The following is a 20,376-nucleotide window of genomic DNA, read 5'->3' as shown; positions in this document are numbered from 1 at the left end:
GAAAGATCCTTTGTTCTATAATCACAGATGAAGCGGAGGTTAATATGAACGGAGGATAATATGAATGGATAATACATGGAGTGATAACAACAATAAGGCAATGGAAATATTGGATCGAATGTTTTCAGCCGAAATGGAATTTATGCGTTCGGATGGAAATGACTTTAGCGGTATAACATCTGTTTTTCACCCCGATATCGTTGTTCATGAGCCTGCATCCCTGCCTTATCCGGGCGATTGGTGTGGTTATAAAGATCTTGGAAAACTCTTTAATACGATGCATAATACTTGGAGTTCCATGAATGTTGAGAACATCGTTGCCACATTAGATGGTGACACCCTTTTTATGGGGGGGACTTTAGTGGCAAAGGCTAGACAATCTGAGAAAGAAGTTCAATTACCTTTCGCTCAAATCTTAAAAATTAAGGACGATTTAGTCGTAGAAGCATTTCCTTATTATTTTGATACTTCTTTAATTAACGCAGCACTTGGCCATTCAGAAATTAATAAATAAGCTTTAAGCTAACGGAGGACAATAGACCATACAGCACAACAGCAGCCGGCAAATCTTAGGCTGCTTTTTTTGTTGGTATAAAAGGGCAGTATGGTTCTGATTGCTGATGAATGGGGTAACTGTATGATGACTTGACATGCTGATTGAACAGCAGTCAAACTAACGGGTGCTTTGGTGCTGCCCAAGAATACTGCGGGCACGAAAAGATGTAGTCCCTTTTATCCATGGTGATGGAGTGATACCCAGACACATGACAGTGTCAGGTTACATGGGATCATTTTGAAATTTCTCAAGAGTCTGCAGTAACCTTTTTTACATGGATTTTCCTGCTGAAAATGCTCACATTCTAATGATCATTGGTGTTTTATTTTTTGGCAGATTAGAGATATTAATTCCGTTAAGGGAAATATTAGGATGAATGGAGAGGTGGAAGTGCCTGTATAATAATGTTAGACGACAAGAACATACACGCTGGGTAGCCGCGTAGCTGCGGTTTTTTTTATAACCATAAAACCATTTAGAGCCTTACTTGAACGTGTCATCCTAAGGGTTCATTGCTCCCGTTGATTAAGCCCTTATCCTATCGATTGATACCACATTAAAGTCAGATTTGTCCTATCCAGAAGGTGTAACCTGTACAATGACAGTCATTGTTGAACAGATCGTTCGTGACTACATTTACTACTATGAACTTATTGACATATCGATTAAATGGTTAGATAATAGTTCGCATGCGAAATATTTGCGAAGGGAGCTTAACGTTGCAAGAACAACGGATCCTGGAAATATTCCAAAGCTACCGTGAGGTCCATCAGGCGTTCTTCCAGCTGATGACCAAAGCGGCGAGTAAGCATAAACTCACTGCGCTGCAGCTGATCGTGTTGAGGGTGCTGCGGGAGCACCCTGAGATCCGCCTTTCGGACCTTGCCGAAAAGGTGAAGCTCGGCAACAGCACGACCAGCGGCATCGTCGATCGGATGGTCAAGGCCGGTCTCGTGGACCGGGAGAGGACTGAAACCGACAGGCGAGCGATGACGCTGACCCTTTCCGAGAAAGGGATGGCGCTCTGGCGCGAGACGGAAGCCACCCGCTTGCACATGATGCGGTCCCTGCTTGAGCTGCCTGAGGAAGACCAGAGGGAGCTTGACCGCATCCAGCAAAAAGTACTGCAACTTTTAAGAAATTATAGAGAGGAAGAAGCTTAAGCCATGACCACTATGGTATCCAATCACTTGCGCAAGGGGCCGATCATGGCCTCCTTGCTCATCGCCGCGTTTGTGGCGCTGTTAAGCCAAACGGTGCTTAACGTCGCGCTACCGAAAATGATGGCGGATCTCAATGTAACGGAAAGCACGATCCAGTGGCTGTCTAACGGTTATATGCTGGTTAACGGCGTACTTGTGCCCGTCAGTGCCTTCCTGATTAACCGGTTTACAACCCGGAAATTGTTTCTGGTGGCCTCATCCATGTTTGCACTGGGCACGGTCATCTGTGCGTTATCCGGCGATTTCAGCTGGCTGCTGGCCGGCCGTCTCGTGCAGGCTTGCGGTGCCGGCATTCTAATGCCGCTTATGACGGTCGTCACGCTGACCATCTTCCCGGTCGAGGAACGTGGTAAAGCAATGGGCCTGATGGGGGTCGCAATGATTTTCGCGCCGGCCATCGGACCAACGCTCTCCGGCTGGATCGTCGAGAATTATGACTGGCACGTGCTGTTCTACATCGTGCTGCCGCTTGCGATCATCGCCGTGATTTTCGGCGCCTTCTCGATGAAGGACGTCATCAAGACGTCCCGTCCGAAGCTCGACGTCCTGAGCGTGATCCTGTCGACACTCGGGTTCGGCGGACTGCTGTACGGCTTCAGTGAAGCCGGTACGAAAGGCTGGGACTCGGAGGAAGTCATCATCTGCCTGGCCGTCGGCGCAGTAGCGCTCATCCTGTTCATTGTGCGCTCGATCATGGTGAAGAATCCGCTGCTCGAAATGCGCGTGTTCAAATATTCCATGTTCTCGCTCACGTCCCTGATTAACGCCATCATTACCATGGCGATGTTTTCCGGCATGATCCTGCTGCCAATCTTCTTACAGAACATCCGCCACTTTTCGCCGCTTGATTCCGGTCTCCTGCTGCTGCCGGGGGCTATTCTGATGGGTATCATGTCCCCGATCACGGGCATGGTGTTCGACAAAATCGGCGCGCGCTGGCTGGCCGTCGCCGGTCTTATCATCACAACGATCACGACGTACGAGTTCAGCCATCTGGAAGCCGATTCATCATACAACCATATGATGCTCATTTATACGGCGCGGATGTTCGGGATGTCCATGCTGATGATGCCGATCCAGACAGCAGGCCTCAACCAGCTGCCGCGCCGCCTGAACGCGCACGGCTCGGCGATGTCCCAGACGCTCCGGAACGTATCAGGCGCGCTCGGAACCGCCTTGCTCGTCACGGTCATGACGAACAGAGCAGCCTCGCATGGGAAAGAGCTCGTCATCGCAGGCCATATCAACCCGAAAGACGCGGTCAAGATGGCCGAGGTCACGCAGCAGGCGACCATTTACGGCATCAACCAGTCCTTCGTCGTGGCCACCTGGCTGACTGTCGCTGCGCTTGTCCTGGCGTTCTTCATCCGCAAGGTGAAGCCGCAAGAGGATACGTTGCAGGCACCGGTTAAAGCGCCCGAGGCGAGTGAGTCGACGGCCCAACCGGCGCCAGCTGCAGCTGTAGCCCAACCGGTAGAACAACCGGCACTCGCGGAGGTAGCGGCTCACGCGGACATGCAAAACAAGGATAGCGAATTCCGAAATGCCATTCGAGGGTTTTTAACCCCGTCTCAGCCTGAGAAAGACGAAGGGCAATTCACCGATAAAGAGTACCGGAAGGCGCTGCTGAAACTGAAGGATGCCACTAACCAGGAGGTGGCGGAACCGGATGAAGAAATGTCCCCCGACCAAGCTTACCGGGAAACGCTCAAGAAATTGAACGGGCTCTTAAAGGAAAACAAATAAAGAAGCGCGTTTGAACAGCGATCAAGAGAGGAGATCAATCGATGAAAATCTATATTGTGTATGATAGTGAAGCGGGGCATACAGAACAGCTGGCCCGTTCCATTGCCAAAGGCGCCCAAAGCGTGGAAGGCACGGAGGTGTTCATCAATCACGTAAGTAAGGCAAACGTCAAAGATCTTGCCGATATGGATGCGATTATTTGGGGATGCCCCGGACACTTCGGCACGATTAGCTCCGGCTTAAAGGAGTGGATCGATAAGCTCGGATATTTGTGGGCAAACGGGACGTTGGTTGATAAAATCGGCGCAGTATTTTGTACGACGGCAACCATTCATGGCGGGATCGAGGCGACCTTGCTAAACCTGGTTACACCGATGCTGCATCAAGGCATGATGGTTGTCGGCTTGCCGGCTAATATTCCGGAGAATGCACTGTACGGCAGTTATTATGGGGTCGGAGTGACATCCCCTGTTGAAGATACCCGCGATGACCTGATCCAATCGCTATTTACGAAGGGGCTCGGACTGGGAGAAGCCCTTGGAAAACGTGTGGCGAATACAGCAAACACCATTGCGGCAGGCAAGAAATTGCTGAGTAACCTTTAAGTGACCTAATGCAAGTACCCGCTGAGGACATCCTCAGCGGGCTCATATCAACGAGAGCGCAGTCCCATTGTTATGGACCGCGCTCTTCTTTTTGATTGAACGAGTAAACATTAATCCTCGAGACATTGAACCATGTTAGGCCGAAAATAAAATGGTAGGCATAATTACAGATAGCTTGGGGGAATGGCAGGGTGGCTGAAATCAATGACAATTTTCATCGGCATGTGGGGGTTTATGGAATTTGTACAACTGATCACTGTATCTTAGTTATTCGAAAGGTATTAGGTCCCTACACTGGGAAATATGATTTGCCTGGTGGCCGATTAGAGAAAATGGAGACTTTAGAGCAAGGGATCATAAGAGAACTCCGGGAAGAAACGGGATACACAGTTCGAAAGCTTAAAAATATTGGGGTTTGTGATTTTTCTGTGATGTGGACCTTACAAGATCATACAATAGAACATTTACATCATATTGCCATTCTATATGAAGTTGATGTTGATTCAGAAGAGATCGCTAATGCCATTGAATCGTTTGAAGGACAAGATTCAGAAGGGGCTATTTGGCTGGACTTTGATGAAGTCAATGGTAACAATTCATCGCCTTTGGTATTGCAGGCAATGAAATGGGTACGTACTGGTACCATTGCAGCTGCGGGTGGTTCTTTTGATTATAGAATTTAAGTTTTACATGAAGTACATATTTACCGAAATTTCCATTCTTAAGGGGACAGGAAGAACAAGCAGAAGCCGCAGACAGATTTTATCGTCCGCAGCTGTTACGAATTGGGGTTCTCAAGTTCCTTTCAAATAGCGTCGAAAGCCGGCTTTAGAACCGTTTCGGCCCAATGGCAGAAGCTGGTGGGTGAGGTGTTTTCAGGCGTACGGTGAAGCGCGTTGAAGATCCCGTCCGCTCCGGCTATGTCCATGTCCATCATCCTCTCGGACATGGCCTCCGTATAGCCCACGCCAAGAAATAAATGCTTGTAGCTGTCGAGTGCCATCTGCTCAAAGCGAATCGGCGTTCCGAGCGCCTCGGTCAGAAGCTTTGCCATATCCTCGCAGGAGAGGTCTTCCGGTCCGAGCACAGCCAGGTTGTCCTGTTTCTCCATGCCTTTTCGGTGCATAATCTTCATTAGTAATGACGGGTTACGAGGTTCTTGCTATATTGGAGTTACCGATAACTCTAGAAAGGATGGAACCCATTTGAAAGAAGCATCAGGTAGCCATGCAGTGCTGTTATTCCGCTTATTTGTGCCGTACGCCGTCATTTTATTGGCCTCGCTACTGGTTGGTTGGTTTGCTTATCACAAAACATCCGAGCTGGTTGAGAGTGAATCGCGGGAAAGGAATTCAGCAGTACTGGGCCAAGTCAGGAAATCGCTTGATCGACGGTTTGCCGAAATCGAGACGATCGCTCGGCAAATGTCCAGCGAGTCCAAAGTGCTCTCGTTTCAGTTTGTTAAATCACCCTTTTCCGATACGCATCCCTACAGGCTCTGGGAACTCGAAAAAAGCCTGTTCGATTATCAGGTCTTCAATCATTTTATCGTGGACTATTATATCGCCTACAAAAACAGCGGTATGGTCGTTTCGCCGGGAAAGGTATACACAAGCAGGCAGCTTTATGATCTGCAGCTTCATTATGAAGGGTTATCTTATGAGGATTGGTATAAGCAATTGTTCAATGAATTTCATTATAAGACCTACATGCCTGGAACTGAGGTAAAGTATGAAGGCAAAGCCTATTCAGTAGTGAGTTACATGCAGTCTTTCGGGAGCAGGGACAGCCAGGGAATGATTACGGTGTTAATCGATAATAAGCAGATTCAGGAGATGCTGGGCCACATCGATATAGAGCAAGGGGGCTTTGCTTACATTGCGGATCAGAACGGGAGGGTGATCAGCCAAATTGGAGATGTATTTCCGGATTCAAATTTGAAAGCGCTTGCAGTTAGAGAAGGTTTTTCCAGAGGCCAGTGGAAGGGCGAAGATATGCTGATCACTCAAACAACCTCCGGATACAATGGATGGACCTATGTGGCGGCACAGCCCGAGGCAGTCGTACTCAGAAAGGCACATTACATCAAAGAGCTGACGCTAAGTGTGTTCACGGCGTCGCTGGCTTTGGGGCTTGCCGCGGCCTTTGTTCTGGCTTACCGCAGCAGCACTCCCGTCATCAAGCTCCAGCGGATGCTTCCTTCGGCCGACAGAAGGGGGACGAATCGGAACCGCTTGCTCCGGCTAAACGCGATGGAGGATATCCACCATTCGGTATCTGCGCTGATTGACAGCCGTGAAGAGTTAAGACGCAGGCTGGATGAGCAACTCCCGCTCATGCAAAACGTGTTTTTTGACAGGCTTCTAAAGGGCGGCTTTACCTCTATGGAAGACGTGGAGAACGCTATGGATCATGCCAAGATTTCCATATGCGGCAGCTGCCATACGCTGGCGGTCATCCGGCTGGGGGGATATCAGGCACCTTATAATGAGGGGATGCTCACTGAGCTCGATATTGTAAAGCTGGCGGTCTCCGACCGGATTTCAGGGATGGAACCCGACTCGTTAAAAATTCATGATCTTGGAGAAAACCAGCTTGCCTTATTGCTAAGCAGCCATGCAGACACGGAAGAGCAGTGCCGCGAAGAAGTCAAACGCCGGTTGACCCGTATTTTTGATCAAATCCTTAGTCTGCACCAAGCCGGAATCACCATTGCGGTCGGCGGACAGCAGAGCCGGTTGACGGAAATTTACCGTTCTTTTGGGGAGGCCATATTCGTCCAAAATCATGCCTATTGGGGCGGAACAGAACAGATTATATTTCATGATGACATGAAGTTGACGGTTCCTGCATACTACTTCCCTTCCGACGTAGAGCAGAGGCTGATTCAGATGGTGAAATCCGGGAATTACCAGGAAACTCAACAGCTGATCCAGATGATTCGGGATAAAAACAATGTAGAGTTGCAGCCATCCCTTGCTGTAGAACGCATCCTGTCACAGGAACTCTGTGGAACCCTTTTGAAATGCCGCGAACGGGGGCAGCAGGGACCGGACGATATGATGCCGGAGATAGATACCATTCTGAAGGCAGCCGACCCCCGCATGGATCCGGCTTCTTTGATAGAAATGGTTCAACGGGCACTGCTTGAGCTGTGCAGACAGAACGAGCAGCGTAAAAAAAGCCATAATGATAAGCTCGCCGTCCAACTCGCCTCCTTTATCCACGAACATTTTCATGATCCGGACCTCAGTCTGGCTATGCTGGCGAGGGAGGCACGTACTTCCGAGGCATACGTATCCTACTTTTTTAAAGAGCACATAGGGCTTAACTTTTCCGACTACTTGGAAGATATCCGTATGAACAGGGCCAAAGCCTTACTCGCCGGAGAAAACAGGCCTATTAGTGAAATCGCCCTCTCCGTCGGCTACCTTTCCCTTAATTCTTTCAGTCGTGCGTTTAAACGGGCCAATGGAGTAAGCGCGACCGAATACAGGCGTTTAAATCAAGCCTAATCCTTGCATCACTTGAGATTTGTATAGTCCATAAATCGGGAATAATGCCTTTTCTAAAATTTCGCATAGTCCAAAAAACGTGCAGATTTACCCGGAATTCCTCCCCGTTCTATACTTCGATCACCGGCCGGTACCACATGGCAAAGTAAGGGGGGGATGAAGCTGAAGACGTTGAAGGAGTTGAGAAAAGGCTGGCAGTTGTACGCACTTTTTTTGCTGCCGCTGCTGTATATCATCATTTTTAAATACGTGCCGATGTATGGTGCCCAAATCGCATTCAAGGAATTTAATGTGACCAAAGGGATTACGGGGAGCCCTTGGGTCGGGTTTGGGCAGTTTGAACGATTCTTCCGGTCTCATGAGTTCTGGAGGCTGCTGAAAAATACGCTTTCCATCAGTTTCTACACATTACTGGCGAGCTTCCCGTTTCCGATTGCCCTTGCACTCGGTCTGAATTACGTCAGGAACCGCCGTTTCAAAAATACGGTTCAAATGGTGACCTATGCTCCTTATTTCATTTCACTGGTTGTACTGGTAGGACTGCTGCTGCAGTTCCTCGATCCGCGGACAGGAATGATTAACACGGTGCTTGGATGGGCAGGGCTTGGGCCCTACCATTTTATGGCCAAGGCTTCCTGGTTTCAATCGATCTACGTATGGTCTAACGTATGGCAAAATACGGGTTTTTCCTGCATTATTTACCTGGCTGCGCTTTCAGGGATTGATCCCGCGCTGCATGAAGCAGCCGTGATGGACGGGGCTACCAAGGTTCAGCGCATGCGGCATATCGATCTCCCGGGGATTATGCCCATTGCGGTCATCCTGTTGATTCTGAATACAGGTCAGATGATGGAGACAGGCTTTGAGAAAATTTTGCTTATGCAAAATTCACTGAACCTCCGTTCCTCGGAAGTCATTGACACTTATGTGTATAAAGTCGGCCTGGTCTCGCAGGCCATGAACTTCTCCTATGCAACGGCGATCGGACTTTTCAAGTCTGTCATCGGCTTTATTCTGCTGCTAGTCGTGAATCAGACCGCGAAGAAACTGAAGCAAGAAAGCTTATGGTAGAAGGGGATGCAAGTTATGAAACCATCCATAATGAAGGAAGCTGGGGCCGACCGATGGTTCACCCTACTGAATTATGCCGTGTTATCCATTATTTTGATCGTTGTCCTGTACCCGCTCATATTTGTCGTCAGTGCGTCATTTAGTTCCAGCACGGCTGTTTTATCCGGCAGGGTGTGGCTATGGCCGGTTGAGCCTACTTTAGAAGGCTATCGGGCTGTCTTCAAAAATGCCATGGTCGTTAAAGGCTTTTTGAACACGATGTTTTATACCGTTGCCGGGACCGGGATCAATTTGGTATTCAGTGTGATGGCAGCCTATCCGCTGTCCCGCAAGGATTTTCGAGGAAGAAATGGTTTTATGCTGCTCTTCGTATTCACGATGATGTTTAGCGGGGGACTCATTCCTTCGTATTTGCTTGTCAAAGATCTAGGCATGATCGACACTGTATGGGCGATGCTGCTTCCAGCTGCTCTTTCCGTTTGGAATGTGATCATTATGCGGACTTACTTTCAGACGACGATTCCGGATGAACTCCTCGAAGCATCTCAACTGGACGGGTGCAGCGATTTACGATTCCTGCTCCGCATCGTTCTCCCTTTGTCCGGACCCATACTAGCGGTTATTGCCTTGTTTTATGCAGTAGGCCACTGGAATCAATATTTTAACGCGATGATTTATTTGAAACGGGCGGAATTGTATCCGCTTCAATTGGTTCTCCGCGACATCCTGGTTCAAAACGAGGTCAATATTGACATGCTCGGAGATGCCAAAACCGCTGCTGCACGGCAGGGATTGCGGGAGCTGCTAAAATATTCGCTCATTGTGGTCACATCCTTTCCGCTGCTTGTCGTATACCCGTTTGTGCAGAAATTTTTTGTCAAAGGGGTCATGATCGGATCGTTGAAAGGCTAATACCCCAATATGATGGAGGGCTGTTATGAGGAACTTCGTGAAAAAAACGATTGGTTTGGCTGCAGTTCTGAGCTTGCTGCTGGCAGGATGCTCTACGGAATCTGGATCCAAGCCAGCTGAACCGGATCGGAATGCATCCGGAACGGACATTCAACTGACATCGCCAGGCACCTACCCGCTGGTCCAAGAGAAGACAACACTTAAGGTCATGGTGCGCGGCAACCCGCTGGTCGAAAATTTCGAAACGAACGAATTCACGAAATGGTATGAGGAAAAAACGAATGTGCATATAGAATGGGAAGTCGTCCCGGAGCAAAGCATGCAGGAAAAACTGAACCTTGTACTGGCGAGTGAAGATTATCCCGACGTGATTATGGGCCTGAACATTTCTCCGTCACAGCAAATGATTTATGGCTCGCAGGGCGCTTTTCTTCCATTGAATGATCTGATTGAGAAGCAGGGGCAGCAAACGAAAAAAATGTTTCAAGATAATCCGGAAATTAAATCCATGATCACAGCTATAGATGGAAACATTTATGCACTGCCGGAAGTCAATGACTGCTATCATTGTTCCATGAGCCAAAAGATGTGGATCTACGAGCCTTGGCTCAAAAAATTGAATCTGAAGATGCCTGAAACGACGGAGGACCTGTACCAGGTACTGAAGGCGTTCAAAGAACAGGATCCGAATGGGAACGGCAAAAAAGATGAAATTCCGCTGGCTATCACTCAAAAGTCGTGGAGATCCTCGATCGACGCTTTCCTCATGAACTCGTTTATCTATAACCCGATCTATGGATCAGGCTATAAGCATATGTTCGTCAAGGAGGGCAAGGTCGACGTCGGCTATAACAAGCCGGAGTGGCGTGAAGGCCTTCGGTATATTCAAAAGCTGTACCAAGAGGGCCTGATTGCTCAAGAATCTTTTACCCAGGACGAAAACCAGCTGATTCAGCTGGGCGAAAATCAGGATGCCGTCATCATGGGAGCATCCACGGGCGGGCACCAAGGGGTGTTTACCCAACTGCTTGGCGACAGCGGCCGATGGCTTGAATATAAAGCTGTCCCTCCATTAAAAGGGCCGGAAGGCAAGCGGTTTGCAGCCGTGGATACTACCGCATTGACTCCAGGCGCGTTTGTGATTACGAAAAAAGCGAAGAATCCCGAGCTGGCGATGCGCTGGGCGGATGGGTTATACGAAAAAGAGCAGACACTGCGCAGCGTTTACGGCCGTCCTGGGCAGGAGTGGCGTGATGCGGAGAAAGGGGAGATTGGCATTAACGGCAAGCCGGCGGTATGGTCTGAGCTTAAATCGTTCGGCACCGTGCAAAATGTGAACTGGGCACAGACGGGCCCGGCGCTCCGTACCAATGACTTCCGATTGTCTGCGGTTGCAAAAGGGGACGACGATCTGGAGGTTATATTATATCAGGAAACGAAAAATAAATATGAACCCTATAAGCCGACGGATGTGAGTACACTTCCTCCGCTCTTCTTGACCAATGAGCAGGCAACCGAGGCTGCGGATTTGGCCAAGACGATCAACGATTATGTCGATGAAATGATCGCCCGCTTCGTGATTGGCGATGCAAGTTTGGATCAGGACTGGGATAGCTATGTCAGCCAATTGGATGCTATGAATCTGAAGCGGTATCTCGAAATTTATCAGACGGCATATGATAGCCGCAGTAAATAAAACAGACGAAGAGCATGACCATCGATAAGGGGAAGTACCAAGGGTATATGAAGGTCGGTGAACAATAGCTCATTCATGACACGACGGCAGCCGGCCCAAATCATCGGCTGCCATCGTTATGTTATCAGGCAGTAGACGTTTGCAGGCAAAGGTTGCTGTAATGGAATAGCAATCCCGAAGAAATCGAGTATGCGAATAAAGGTATAATAAGCTTTGTAACTGTCCAGCTGTTCATTTGTCAGTCAATAAATTGAAGGAGTCTGTGATGAAAAACTTCTTTAATCAAACGGACACTATGGAGATCTTGAGCCGAATAGACAAATTGAGTCCAAATTCACGCGCTCAATGGGGTAAGATGGATGTTGCCCAAATGCTAGCTCATTGCTCATCGTTCCATGACATTGCAATGGGCAATACCTTTCCCCCAAGAGGTTGGTTAGGCATATTCATTGGAACGTTCGTGAAACCAATGTTTTATAATGACAAGCCACCAGCCCGTAACATGTCCACGATTCCTACAATTATGATTGTAGAAGAAAAAGAATTTGAAACAGAAAAAGTAAAATTAAAACAAAAAATTGTAACATTCCAAAGCAATGGCCCGGAAAAATGTACGTCTCACCCACATCCCTTTTTTGGAAAACTGACTCCTGAGCAATGGGGAAAAGGATTATACAAGCACCTAGACCATCACTTAAATCAATTTGGTGTTTAGTCATTAACAGAAGTATCAAGGTCTGCCAAGATAAAGCCCTCACCTATCAGGTTATTGTAGGTGAGGGTTTTAACGTGTTTAGATGATAGGATCCATGCGGCATATTCCGAGTTGGGCCAGAGCGTAAGCGACGCCATCTTCTTCACAGTGCCGTGTCACCATATGTGCCCGTTCCTGAACGTAAGCTGGCGCGTTAGCAACGGCTACCGCATAGCCGGACTCGGCAAACATCGGCATATCGTTATCATGGTTGCCGATGGCAAGCACGTCCTCCGTGGCTATCTGAAGATGCTGTTTGAGGAAACGAAGCGCTTCTCCTTTGTTAGCCTTCGCGTTGGTGATTTCAATGTTGTGGTTATCGCTTGGATGGATTTGCAGCGGGAGAGACTGGAGATCTCGGGCAATAGCGGCTAGCTTGTCATCATCATCCTGCACGTAAATTTTATAATAAGTCTCGCTCAGGGGAATCGGACCGATGAAGACAGGCAGGTTCGGATAATCCCTTCGAATTGAATCGACAAGATGGGATTCCTCCGTCGCGAACATGGCATCACGTGTGTACATGCGGTAGAGCGCCCGGTGCTTTTCGATCGTATGTATAATTGGGGGAAGATGCTCCGCTCGAATCGGAAAAGAGATCAGTTCTTTCTGGCCCGGAATATCGTACACGTTAGCACCATTGCTGGCGAACAAGTAGGCTGAGCCTTGAAACCTTTCTGCGAAGGGCAGCGCGGCGGCGAACATTTTTCCTGTTATAATGGCCACGATGCTCCCCTGGCGTATAACGTCGTTTACGGCATCACGGTTTGCGTCGCTGAGATGCAGCCGGCGGTCAATGGTGGTGCCGTCCAGGTCCAGCGCGATCAGCTTGAATTTCATGGTTCCTCCTTGCGTGTAGCAGGCTGCCCGATCGATTATTGGTAATGAATTTGGTTTCGGTATTGCTCCAGCAACCTCATATTGTGCTCATCTCCTCCTTCGAGGTTGGCTGATAGGAAGACCGGTGGAGTCAAGCCTCGATGAATCAACAGCTCGATCGTCTGCGAAATGACCGCATGCATCATCGTAATTCCGGTCACCGTGGAGAGCGGGGCCGTTTTGACCTGCAATCCGTTGATCGACAGCGCCGCATCGCCCTTTTCCCCCATGACGTCCAAAATGAAATCTGCGAGCTCAAACAAGCGCTTGCCGCTGGAATGCCGGCTTGAGACATCGGAAGAATAGGCGATCGACGTAAGCGCAATGACTTTCACGCCATGATTCTTTGCCCACAACGCCAGTTCGACGGGGACGGTGTTGCGCCCGGAGACAGAAGCGATAATGAGCACATCGCCCTGCCTGAGAGGCGTTTCCGATAGCACAGCCTCGGCCAGCCCGGATATGCGTTCGAATTTGGTGGTGCGCGTGGAAGGAAAGGTCTCCAAGGTCATACCCGGTAAAAAAATGGGATTCATCAGAATAAAGCCCCCCGCTCTGTAAAACACCTCCTGCGCGAAGAGGCTTGAATGGCTGCATCCTGTGATATAGATGGAGCCTCCCTGCTCCACGGTGTCCGCCAATACACGCGAGGTCTGCTGCATTGCCTCCTGCTGCTCTTGCAAGACTTGAACCAGGTTATCCGTTACGGCCTGAAAATAACGCATAATTTGCAGCATAGTATATCCTCCCCGTTACACTTCAGCTCAATCATACGATCCAAGCTTCAGTAACTTTCGATTCGCTTTCCTTGTGACTTGATTTTATCTTCGGTTAATTTCATTGTCAAACAGTTTTCTTTCGGTTTATTTCCTGTTATAGTAGTTATATCTGTATATTGAAACGATAAGCAGAACCTATTATATACATAAAACAGAGGTGGAGAGAGAAGATGCATGCTATGCAGCGCAGAAGCGAAATCTTGAAGATGGTGCGAGAGAATGGATTTAAAAGGGTTTCGGAGCTAAGGGATATATTCCAAGTATCCGAGGTGACTATCCGTTCTGATCTGCGAACGCTGGAGGAAGAAGGGAAGATTGAGCGCAGTTACGGGGGAGCGATGGTGAAGGATGAGCAGGAATCACCTACTTTTTCAGAGACCTCCTTGCTTCTGAGCGAAACAAAGTCGGCCATCGCCAAAGCTGCCGTCGATTTGATCCAACCGGGGGACAGCCTTTTTCTGGACGGAAGCTCAACGACAGTACTGTTGGCCAATCTGGCACGGCATATCGAGAATGTGACGATCATCAGCAACTCCATCCCCATATTCGAACAGCTCAAAGAAATGACGACGGCCACGCTTATAGGGATCCCCGGCACGCTAAATCCTAGAACTCAAACGTTCGTTGGACCGTATGCAGAGAAGATGATCAACGATCTTCGAGCTACCAAAACCTTCATCAGTCCCAAAGGTGTCCTGTTGGAGGGATTACGAGACATCACGATGGTGGAGGCGGATATCCGCAAACGGATGATGGATTCCGGCAGCGAGGTCATCGTACTGGCGGACCATAGCAAATTCAACAACAACCGTACCTTGATTGGAATCGACAGCTTCGACGGGGTAAACACCATCATTACCGATCGGCGACCGGATGAATCGTACATGAGTATTTTTGATGAGAAGGCTATACGGGTGATCATCGCAGAGGCGATAGATGAATAACAATGTCATACTTTATTCCATAGGCGTCTGGCCCCTTGAGTACAGGAGTGTACTTAAGGGGTTATTTTTTTCTTGCATTCGCAAAACGAAAAGAAAAAAAGAGGATTTATTTTCGTTAATCTTTCTTTTAAAAATATAAATTTATTCTTATTGACAGTCCGATAAATTCCAATCTATAATCGAAACAAATTCGAAAACAAATTTAATTTTTGGATTTCGTTTATTTTCGAATCCGAAAGTTGTTTTCGAAAAACTGTCCTTAAGGGGGAATAAAATGAAGAAGAAAGCGTTGTTGATCTCTTCCTTTTTTCTGATTGTTGTTCTGACTTTGGTGGGTTGTTCAGGTAAGGACAACACCGAAGATGAAGCGGGTGACCCGGCGAAGAACGACCAACCGGTGGAACAAACCAGCAATATTACAAGCTGGGACAGCCCGGACTTGGCCTGGAAAAAGAGCACCGATCCCGTAGCTTTCGATACATACATCGATTTCGACTGGTACCCCGTCGATACGTGGGGGAAGGATGATGTATCCAAAGAGATCACGAAGAGGACCGGCGTCTCCCTGAACGTAACGAAAGGCAGTGACCTCAACCAGCTCCAGGTATTGATCGCTGCCAATGAATTGCCCGATCTCGTCTTCACTTCCAATCTGGTAGAACGCTTCTACAATACGGACATCGCTTATCCACTCGATGAATTGATCAAGAAATATGCCCCCGAAATGATGAATCTACTTGACCCCGTAGAAATTGCTAACAACACCCAGCCCGACGGACATTTTTACGCCTTAAAAACGCACTATAACAACGACGAAGCCTGGAATGACCCAAGAAACCTCCCATCTCCCGGTGACGCGGGGTTCTACGTCCGGCAGGATATCATGCAGGAGATAGGCAATCCGCCGCTAGAATCTCTTGAGGATTTGCTGAACGTCTATCAGCTGGTCAAGGAAAAGCACCCTGACATGATCATCTACCTCCCACATCCGACATGGACGAACCCGCTGATGGAAATGATGGGATTGACCGACCAGAATCCCTATACAGACGAAGCAGGCAAAGTGCACTTAGGCTTCAGTAACCCCGGGTTCAAGGATTATTTCAAATACATGAACTCACTGTACCGTAGCGGATACTTAAGCGCGGAAAGCTTCGCCTACAAGCCGGAGCAGTTCTCGCAGATCATGAAGAGCGGCAATGTATTTTCGGCTTCCTACAACAGTGGTTTAGCCGATGAAATGAACAAAGTGTATGACGACAATGGAATTCAAGCGCATCTGGTGCCTGTATTGAAAGCGCTCACCTTTAAGGGGGAGGCGAAGCTGAAGCCCGTAGATGCTTCTATTGGCTGGGCCAGCCTGTTCGTTCCAAAAACGAATAAAAATCCTGAGCGCGCAATCCAATACATCGAGTTTCTCAAAAGCCCCGAAGGCGATGCCTTGACACAATGGGGAATCGAAGGCAAGCACTACACCTTGAACGAGGATAAGCTGCTGGTGCGTCCGGAAGGTTTCAATCAATTGAAGGTGACGGATACAGGGATCGGGCCTTGGTATTTCGAGGCGAGCGGGCTCGGGGAAGGCGTTGCCGTTTCCTCGGGGGCGCTCAGTAATCCGAAATACAGCTCTTCTGTTGACTTGCTGAAGTTCAGAAAGGCGCTGTACGTGCGCAATCCGGCACTGGCGTTCGTCAAGCCGAAGGCAGATACGGATGAGTTCAATATCAACGTGAAGCTGTCGGAGCTGTACACCAACGCCAAAGTCGAAATCATCACGGCTGCCAGTGAGGATGAAGCCGCGAAGCGATATGACAAGCTGATGTCCGACGCGAACAAAATCGGTCTGGAACGACTGGAAACCTACATGAATGAAGCTTATCAGGAAGCCTTGAAGAAATACGAGTAGAACAAAGCGGCAAGTACGGGAGGGGACTTTCCCTCCCGTATGATCAGAATTCAGGAAATGAGGGAAGATCCATGAAGAACGAATGGGTAATCATCGAGAACGGCTCGACGGATTGGACGATTGTTATTGGAGAGCAGGCCTCGCCTTCAGAGGTGTATGCAGGGGCTGAACTGCAGGCGTATTTGCGTGAAATTACCGGCGTAACGGTGCCGATCAAAAACGACGACGGTCCGCTCACGCCCCATGAAATCGTCGTGGGCTTCAATCTGCATATGGCCGATCTGGCGTCATCCATCGATTTTGAGAGGTTAGGCAATGACGGGTTCGTAATCCGCACGGCCGGCAGCCGGCTTGTCATTGCCGGCGGAGCGCTGCGCGGGACACTGTACGGAGTGTACACCTTCCTGGAGGATCGCTTAGGTTGCAGATGGTTCAGCTCCAAGGTAAGCCGCATTCCGAAGCGAAGCCGCGTATCGCTGGGCCATATCGATATCGAGCAGGTTCCCGTGCTGGAATATCGCGAACCGTTTTTCTTCTGTGCCTTTGACGGCGATTGGGCGGCGAGAAACAAATCGAACGGCAACTTCCCTGAACTGGAAACCCGTCATGGGGGCAAGACGGAATACACTTCCTTGTTCGTACATACCTTTGATCACTTCATCCCGGTAAAAGAGCATTTCGATGCGCATCCTGAATACTTCTCGGAGGTTGGCGGCGAGCGGATTTCCGAAAAGACGCAGCTTTGTTTGACGAATCCCGAGGTACAGGAGCTGATGATCAACCGGGTCAAGGAGTATCTTGGCCAGCATCCGGAAACCCGCATTCTGTCCGTATCGCAAAATGACTGGTACAATCCCTGCCAATGCGCCGATTGCCGGGCAGTGGACGAATACGAAGACAGCTACAGCGGCAGCCTCATCCGGTTTGTGAATCGGGTAGCCGAAGCCATTGAGCACGAATATCCGGAGGTAGCCATTGATACGCTGGCTTACCAATATACTCGGAAGCCGCCGAAGTATGTACGTCCACGCCATAACGTGATCGTCAGGCTGTGCAGCATCGAATGCTGCTTTTCACATCCGCTGGAATCATGCCAGGAGCTGGCGTCTTTCAAAAGCCGGGCAGAATCCGGGGTTTCATTCGCTCAAGATCTCATTGAATGGGGCAAGGTATGCGGCCGTGTGTATATATGGGATTACGTTACGAACTTCTCGAATTATGTCATGCCATTTCCGAATATTCGGGTCCTGCAGCCTAACATCCAATTTTTCATTCGCAATCAAGTGAAGGGCATCTTCGAACAGGGCAGCTACGAAAAGGGAGGCGGCGGCGAATTTGCCGAACTGAGGGCATACGTGTTATCCAAGCTTCTGTGGAATCCGGATAGCGACGTCGATACGGCGATCAATGAATTTATGACCGGGTATTACGGCATGGCGGCAACGCCGCTGCGCCAATATATCGATATGCTGCATGACAAAGTGGAGCGGGAGCATATCCACACCGGAATTTACGATCCGCCGACGAGCGAGTATTTGTCGAAGGACCTGATCGAGCAAGCGGTGGCGCTGTTCGACCGGGCCGAAATGCTTGCCGATGACGAGGAAATCCTGCACCGGGTTCATGTTGCCAGACTTCCAATTCGCTACGTTCAGCTGTCCGCCATGCCGCAGGATGTCCCGAACCGGCAGGAGCTAATCGATCAGTTCTTCGCCGACGTTCAGGCTGAGGGCATTACCGCCTTATGGGAAGGACGCAGCCTGGAGAAATCCAAACAGATGATGGAAGAGGGATCCGTTTTTGTGCATGCATAGCAGGCGGGACATGAGGAACAATCGATGATCGGTATTGGATTCTGAGTCCAGGAGGTGGGGAGCTTGCCTGCAAATCATCAATCGGAAGTGCTTGCGAATTCGGGCTCTGCGAAACGGGTGTGGAGAACACTTCGGCAGCAAAAGTTCTATCAAATAAGCGTTTTGATCGGCATCGCATATCTGCTTGTTTTTGCCTATGTGCCCATGGTCGGGCTCATCATTGCCTTCAAGAATTTCAAGTTATCGTCGGGAATTCCCGGATTTTTCACCAGTGAATGGGTCGGGTTTAAATGGTTTTTGGAGTTTTACCGCGACATCAGCTTTTGGCAGATTATCCGCAATACGGTCGTCATCAGTCTGCTGAAAATCCTGTTTACTTTCCCGATTCCGATCCTGTTTGCGATAGCGCTGAATGAAGTAAGAAAAGAAGGCTTGAAGCGCTTTGCGCAAACCGCAAGCTATCTGCCTCACTTTATATCATGGGTCGTGGTCTCGGGCATGCTGTTCTCCTTCCTGAACTCCCAAAACGGGGTCGTTAACCAGCTGCTAATGGTTGTCGGTCTGATCGATAAACCGATATCCTTTTTGGCGAGCGCTTCGTATTTTTGGCCGATGCTGGTGCTCAGCGATATTTGGAAGGAGATGGGCTGGTGGACGATCATATTTCTGGCGGCCATAGCCGGAGTCGATCCCACACTGCATGAGGCAGCGGTCGTGGATGGCGCGGGACGCATGCAGCGGATCTTGTACGTGACGCTTCCCAGCATTAAAACAACCATTATCGTCGTGCTGATCCTAGCATTAGGCAACCTGTTCGGCGGCGGGCTGGGCGGATCCAACTTTGAGCAGGCGTATTTGCTGGGGAATCCGGTGAATAACAGCGTTTCGGAGATCATACAGACCTATACCTTAAAAATGGGCCTGGCTCAAGGCAGATACTCATATGCGACAGCGATCGGCCTGATTCAATCCGTGATCTCGCTCACGCTGATTCTGGTCAGCAATTATTCCGCCAAAAAGGCGTCTGGCGTGGGACTTTTCTAACCGGGGGGAATAACCGATGAAACGCGGATTTCGACGTACCAGGGAAGATTACGTGATCGACGGCATCGTGTATACCATCTTGATCGTGGTTATGATCGCAACCATCTACCCATTCTACTATTCGCTCATTATTTCGCTGAATAACGGCATCGATGCCTCGCGGGGCGGGATCTTTTTATGGCCGCGCATGTTTACCTGGGATAACTATGAGGCGGTATTCTCTAATGACCAGCTAATCAAAGCGTACGGAGTCACGATTGCCAGAACACTGATCGGTACCGTATCCAGCCTTGCTTTTACCGCGCTGGTTGCCTACTGTCTCGCTCATAAGGGACTCATGTTCAAAAACTATTATTTTCTATTCTTTATCATTGCGATGTATTTCTCAGGCGGACTTATTCCTTACTTCATTCTGATTAAAAAGCTGCACTTGATGAACACGTTCGCCGTGTATATTATCCCGGACTTATTAAGCGTGTTTAATGTCATCATCATGATGTCCTTCTTTCGTGAACTGCCGGAGGCGCTGAAGGAATCCGCCAGGATCGACGGGGCGAGCGACTTGCGAACTTTTCTCAGGATCATGCTGCCGCTCTCCGCGCCTGTGCTTGCGACCATTGCCCTGTTCAACGGAGTGGGTCATTGGAATGCCTGGTTCGATTCCGCGTATTTCGTGAATGACAAAAGCTTGAAGACGGTATCGTTTATGCTGATGGAGCTGATCAACAAAGCGAACCTCACAGCAGTGACGGGCGCCAATACGGTGGATGCGCAGCGCAGTGCCACTTATGCAGCTCAGACTTTTACCGCGGAATCCATTCGCATGGCCACGATGATTATTGTTGTCATCCCGATTATATGCGTATATCCTTTCCTGCAAAAATATTTCGTCAAGGGCATCATGGTAGGTTCTGTGAAGGGCTGATGCTGGA

At 49.1% G+C, this 20,376-nt stretch carries 18 protein-coding genes; 15 read left to right on the top strand and 3 right to left on the bottom strand.

All coding sequences use genetic code 11. From position 1 onward, the window contains the following. Positions 1-64: 64 nt before the first annotated feature. From MKY74_RS22195 to MKY74_RS22175, 5 genes are all read left to right on the top strand, one after another. Positions 65-514 carry a nuclear transport factor 2 family protein gene (locus MKY74_RS22195; RefSeq protein ID WP_076164871.1) on the top strand — a complete coding sequence of 150 codons (450 nt, stop codon included), beginning with the start codon at positions 65-67 and terminating at the stop codon, positions 512-514. Between the two features lie 761 nt (positions 515-1,275). Further along, positions 1,276-1,719 (top strand): MarR family winged helix-turn-helix transcriptional regulator, encoded by a 444-nt coding sequence (locus tag MKY74_RS22190; protein ID WP_076164873.1) that lies wholly within the window; start codon positions 1,276-1,278, stop codon positions 1,717-1,719. Positions 1,720-1,722: 3 nt separating this feature from the next. Further along, positions 1,723-3,525, top strand: coding sequence for a DHA2 family efflux MFS transporter permease subunit (locus MKY74_RS22185; protein ID WP_076164876.1), 1,803 nt, complete (start codon positions 1,723-1,725; stop codon positions 3,523-3,525). 41 nt (positions 3,526-3,566) lie between these two features. After that, positions 3,567-4,130 carry an NAD(P)H-dependent oxidoreductase gene (locus MKY74_RS22180; RefSeq protein ID WP_076164879.1) on the top strand — a complete coding sequence of 188 codons (564 nt, stop codon included), beginning with the start codon at positions 3,567-3,569 and terminating at the stop codon, positions 4,128-4,130. Positions 4,131-4,321: 191 nt separating this feature from the next. Then, positions 4,322-4,813 carry an NUDIX hydrolase gene (locus tag MKY74_RS22175; protein WP_244169132.1) on the top strand — a complete coding sequence of 164 codons (492 nt, stop codon included), beginning with the start codon at positions 4,322-4,324 and terminating at the stop codon, positions 4,811-4,813. A gap of 122 nt (positions 4,814-4,935) precedes the next feature. On the opposite strand, the gene MKY74_RS22170 is transcribed toward MKY74_RS22175, so the two are convergent. Continuing rightward, positions 4,936-5,256, bottom strand: coding sequence for a hypothetical protein (locus MKY74_RS22170; protein WP_144025319.1), 321 nt, complete (start codon positions 5,254-5,256; stop codon positions 4,936-4,938). A gap of 79 nt (positions 5,257-5,335) precedes the next feature. On the opposite strand from MKY74_RS22170, the gene MKY74_RS22165 reads away from it, so the two are divergent. The 5 genes from MKY74_RS22165 to MKY74_RS22145 all read left to right on the top strand — a co-directional run bounded on the left by MKY74_RS22165 (position 5,336) and on the right by MKY74_RS22145 (position 12,039). Beyond that, positions 5,336-7,645 (top strand): helix-turn-helix domain-containing protein, encoded by a 2,310-nt coding sequence (locus tag MKY74_RS22165; RefSeq protein WP_076164884.1) that lies wholly within the window; start codon positions 5,336-5,338, stop codon positions 7,643-7,645. A 156-nt stretch (positions 7,646-7,801) separates the two neighbouring features. After that, the gene (locus tag MKY74_RS22160; protein ID WP_163875335.1) at positions 7,802-8,716 is read left to right on the top strand and encodes an ABC transporter permease; all 915 of its coding nucleotides are present in this window, start codon (positions 7,802-7,804) and stop codon (positions 8,714-8,716) included. 15 nt (positions 8,717-8,731) lie between these two features. Continuing rightward, a complete protein-coding gene (locus MKY74_RS22155) occupies positions 8,732-9,628 on the top strand; it encodes a carbohydrate ABC transporter permease (RefSeq protein ID WP_076164886.1) in 897 nt (298 codons plus the stop codon). A 25-nt stretch (positions 9,629-9,653) separates the two neighbouring features. Further along, a complete protein-coding gene (locus tag MKY74_RS22150; RefSeq protein ID WP_076164889.1) occupies positions 9,654-11,324 on the top strand; it encodes an ABC transporter substrate-binding protein in 1,671 nt (556 codons plus the stop codon). A 265-nt stretch (positions 11,325-11,589) separates the two neighbouring features. Next, positions 11,590-12,039 (top strand): DUF1569 domain-containing protein, encoded by a 450-nt coding sequence (locus MKY74_RS22145; protein ID WP_076164892.1) that lies wholly within the window; start codon positions 11,590-11,592, stop codon positions 12,037-12,039. Positions 12,040-12,117: 78 nt separating this feature from the next. Here MKY74_RS22145 and MKY74_RS22140 read toward each other — a convergent pair whose 3' ends face one another. Both MKY74_RS22140 and MKY74_RS22135 read right to left on the bottom strand, forming a co-directional pair. Then, positions 12,118-12,918 carry a Cof-type HAD-IIB family hydrolase gene (locus MKY74_RS22140; RefSeq protein ID WP_076164895.1) on the bottom strand — a complete coding sequence of 267 codons (801 nt, stop codon included), beginning with the start codon at positions 12,916-12,918 and terminating at the stop codon, positions 12,118-12,120. A gap of 35 nt (positions 12,919-12,953) precedes the next feature. Continuing rightward, on the bottom strand, positions 12,954-13,694 hold the full coding sequence (locus MKY74_RS22135) for an SIS domain-containing protein (protein ID WP_076164897.1): 741 nt from the start codon (positions 13,692-13,694) through the stop codon (positions 12,954-12,956). Positions 13,695-13,906: 212 nt separating this feature from the next. Between MKY74_RS22135 and MKY74_RS22130 the strand changes: the two genes are divergently transcribed. The 5 genes from MKY74_RS22130 (at position 13,907) to MKY74_RS22110 (ending at position 20,369) form a co-directional block, all read left to right on the top strand. Next, on the top strand, positions 13,907-14,680 hold the full coding sequence (locus MKY74_RS22130; RefSeq protein ID WP_076164900.1) for a DeoR/GlpR family DNA-binding transcription regulator: 774 nt from the start codon (positions 13,907-13,909) through the stop codon (positions 14,678-14,680). 274 nt (positions 14,681-14,954) lie between these two features. Beyond that, the gene (locus tag MKY74_RS22125; RefSeq protein WP_076164903.1) at positions 14,955-16,586 is read left to right on the top strand and encodes an extracellular solute-binding protein; all 1,632 of its coding nucleotides are present in this window, start codon (positions 14,955-14,957) and stop codon (positions 16,584-16,586) included. Positions 16,587-16,657: 71 nt separating this feature from the next. Then, complete coding sequence (locus MKY74_RS22120; RefSeq protein WP_076164905.1) at positions 16,658-18,400, top strand: DUF4838 domain-containing protein; 1,743 nt, start codon at positions 16,658-16,660, stop codon at positions 18,398-18,400. Positions 18,401-18,454: 54 nt separating this feature from the next. Next, entirely contained in the window at positions 18,455-19,444 is a 990-nt protein-coding gene (locus MKY74_RS22115; protein ID WP_084203662.1) for an ABC transporter permease, read from the top strand. Between the two features lie 16 nt (positions 19,445-19,460). Further along, positions 19,461-20,369 carry a carbohydrate ABC transporter permease gene (locus MKY74_RS22110; RefSeq protein WP_076164910.1) on the top strand — a complete coding sequence of 303 codons (909 nt, stop codon included), beginning with the start codon at positions 19,461-19,463 and terminating at the stop codon, positions 20,367-20,369. The last annotated feature ends 7 nt before the right edge of the window (positions 20,370-20,376 follow it).

The sequence above is a fragment of the Paenibacillus sp. FSL R5-0378 genome (assembly GCF_038009285.1).
GTDB classification, from domain to species: Bacteria; Bacillota; Bacilli; order Paenibacillales; family Paenibacillaceae; genus Paenibacillus_AQ; species Paenibacillus_AQ favisporus.
This window is presented reverse-complemented; position numbering and strand designations above follow the sequence as displayed.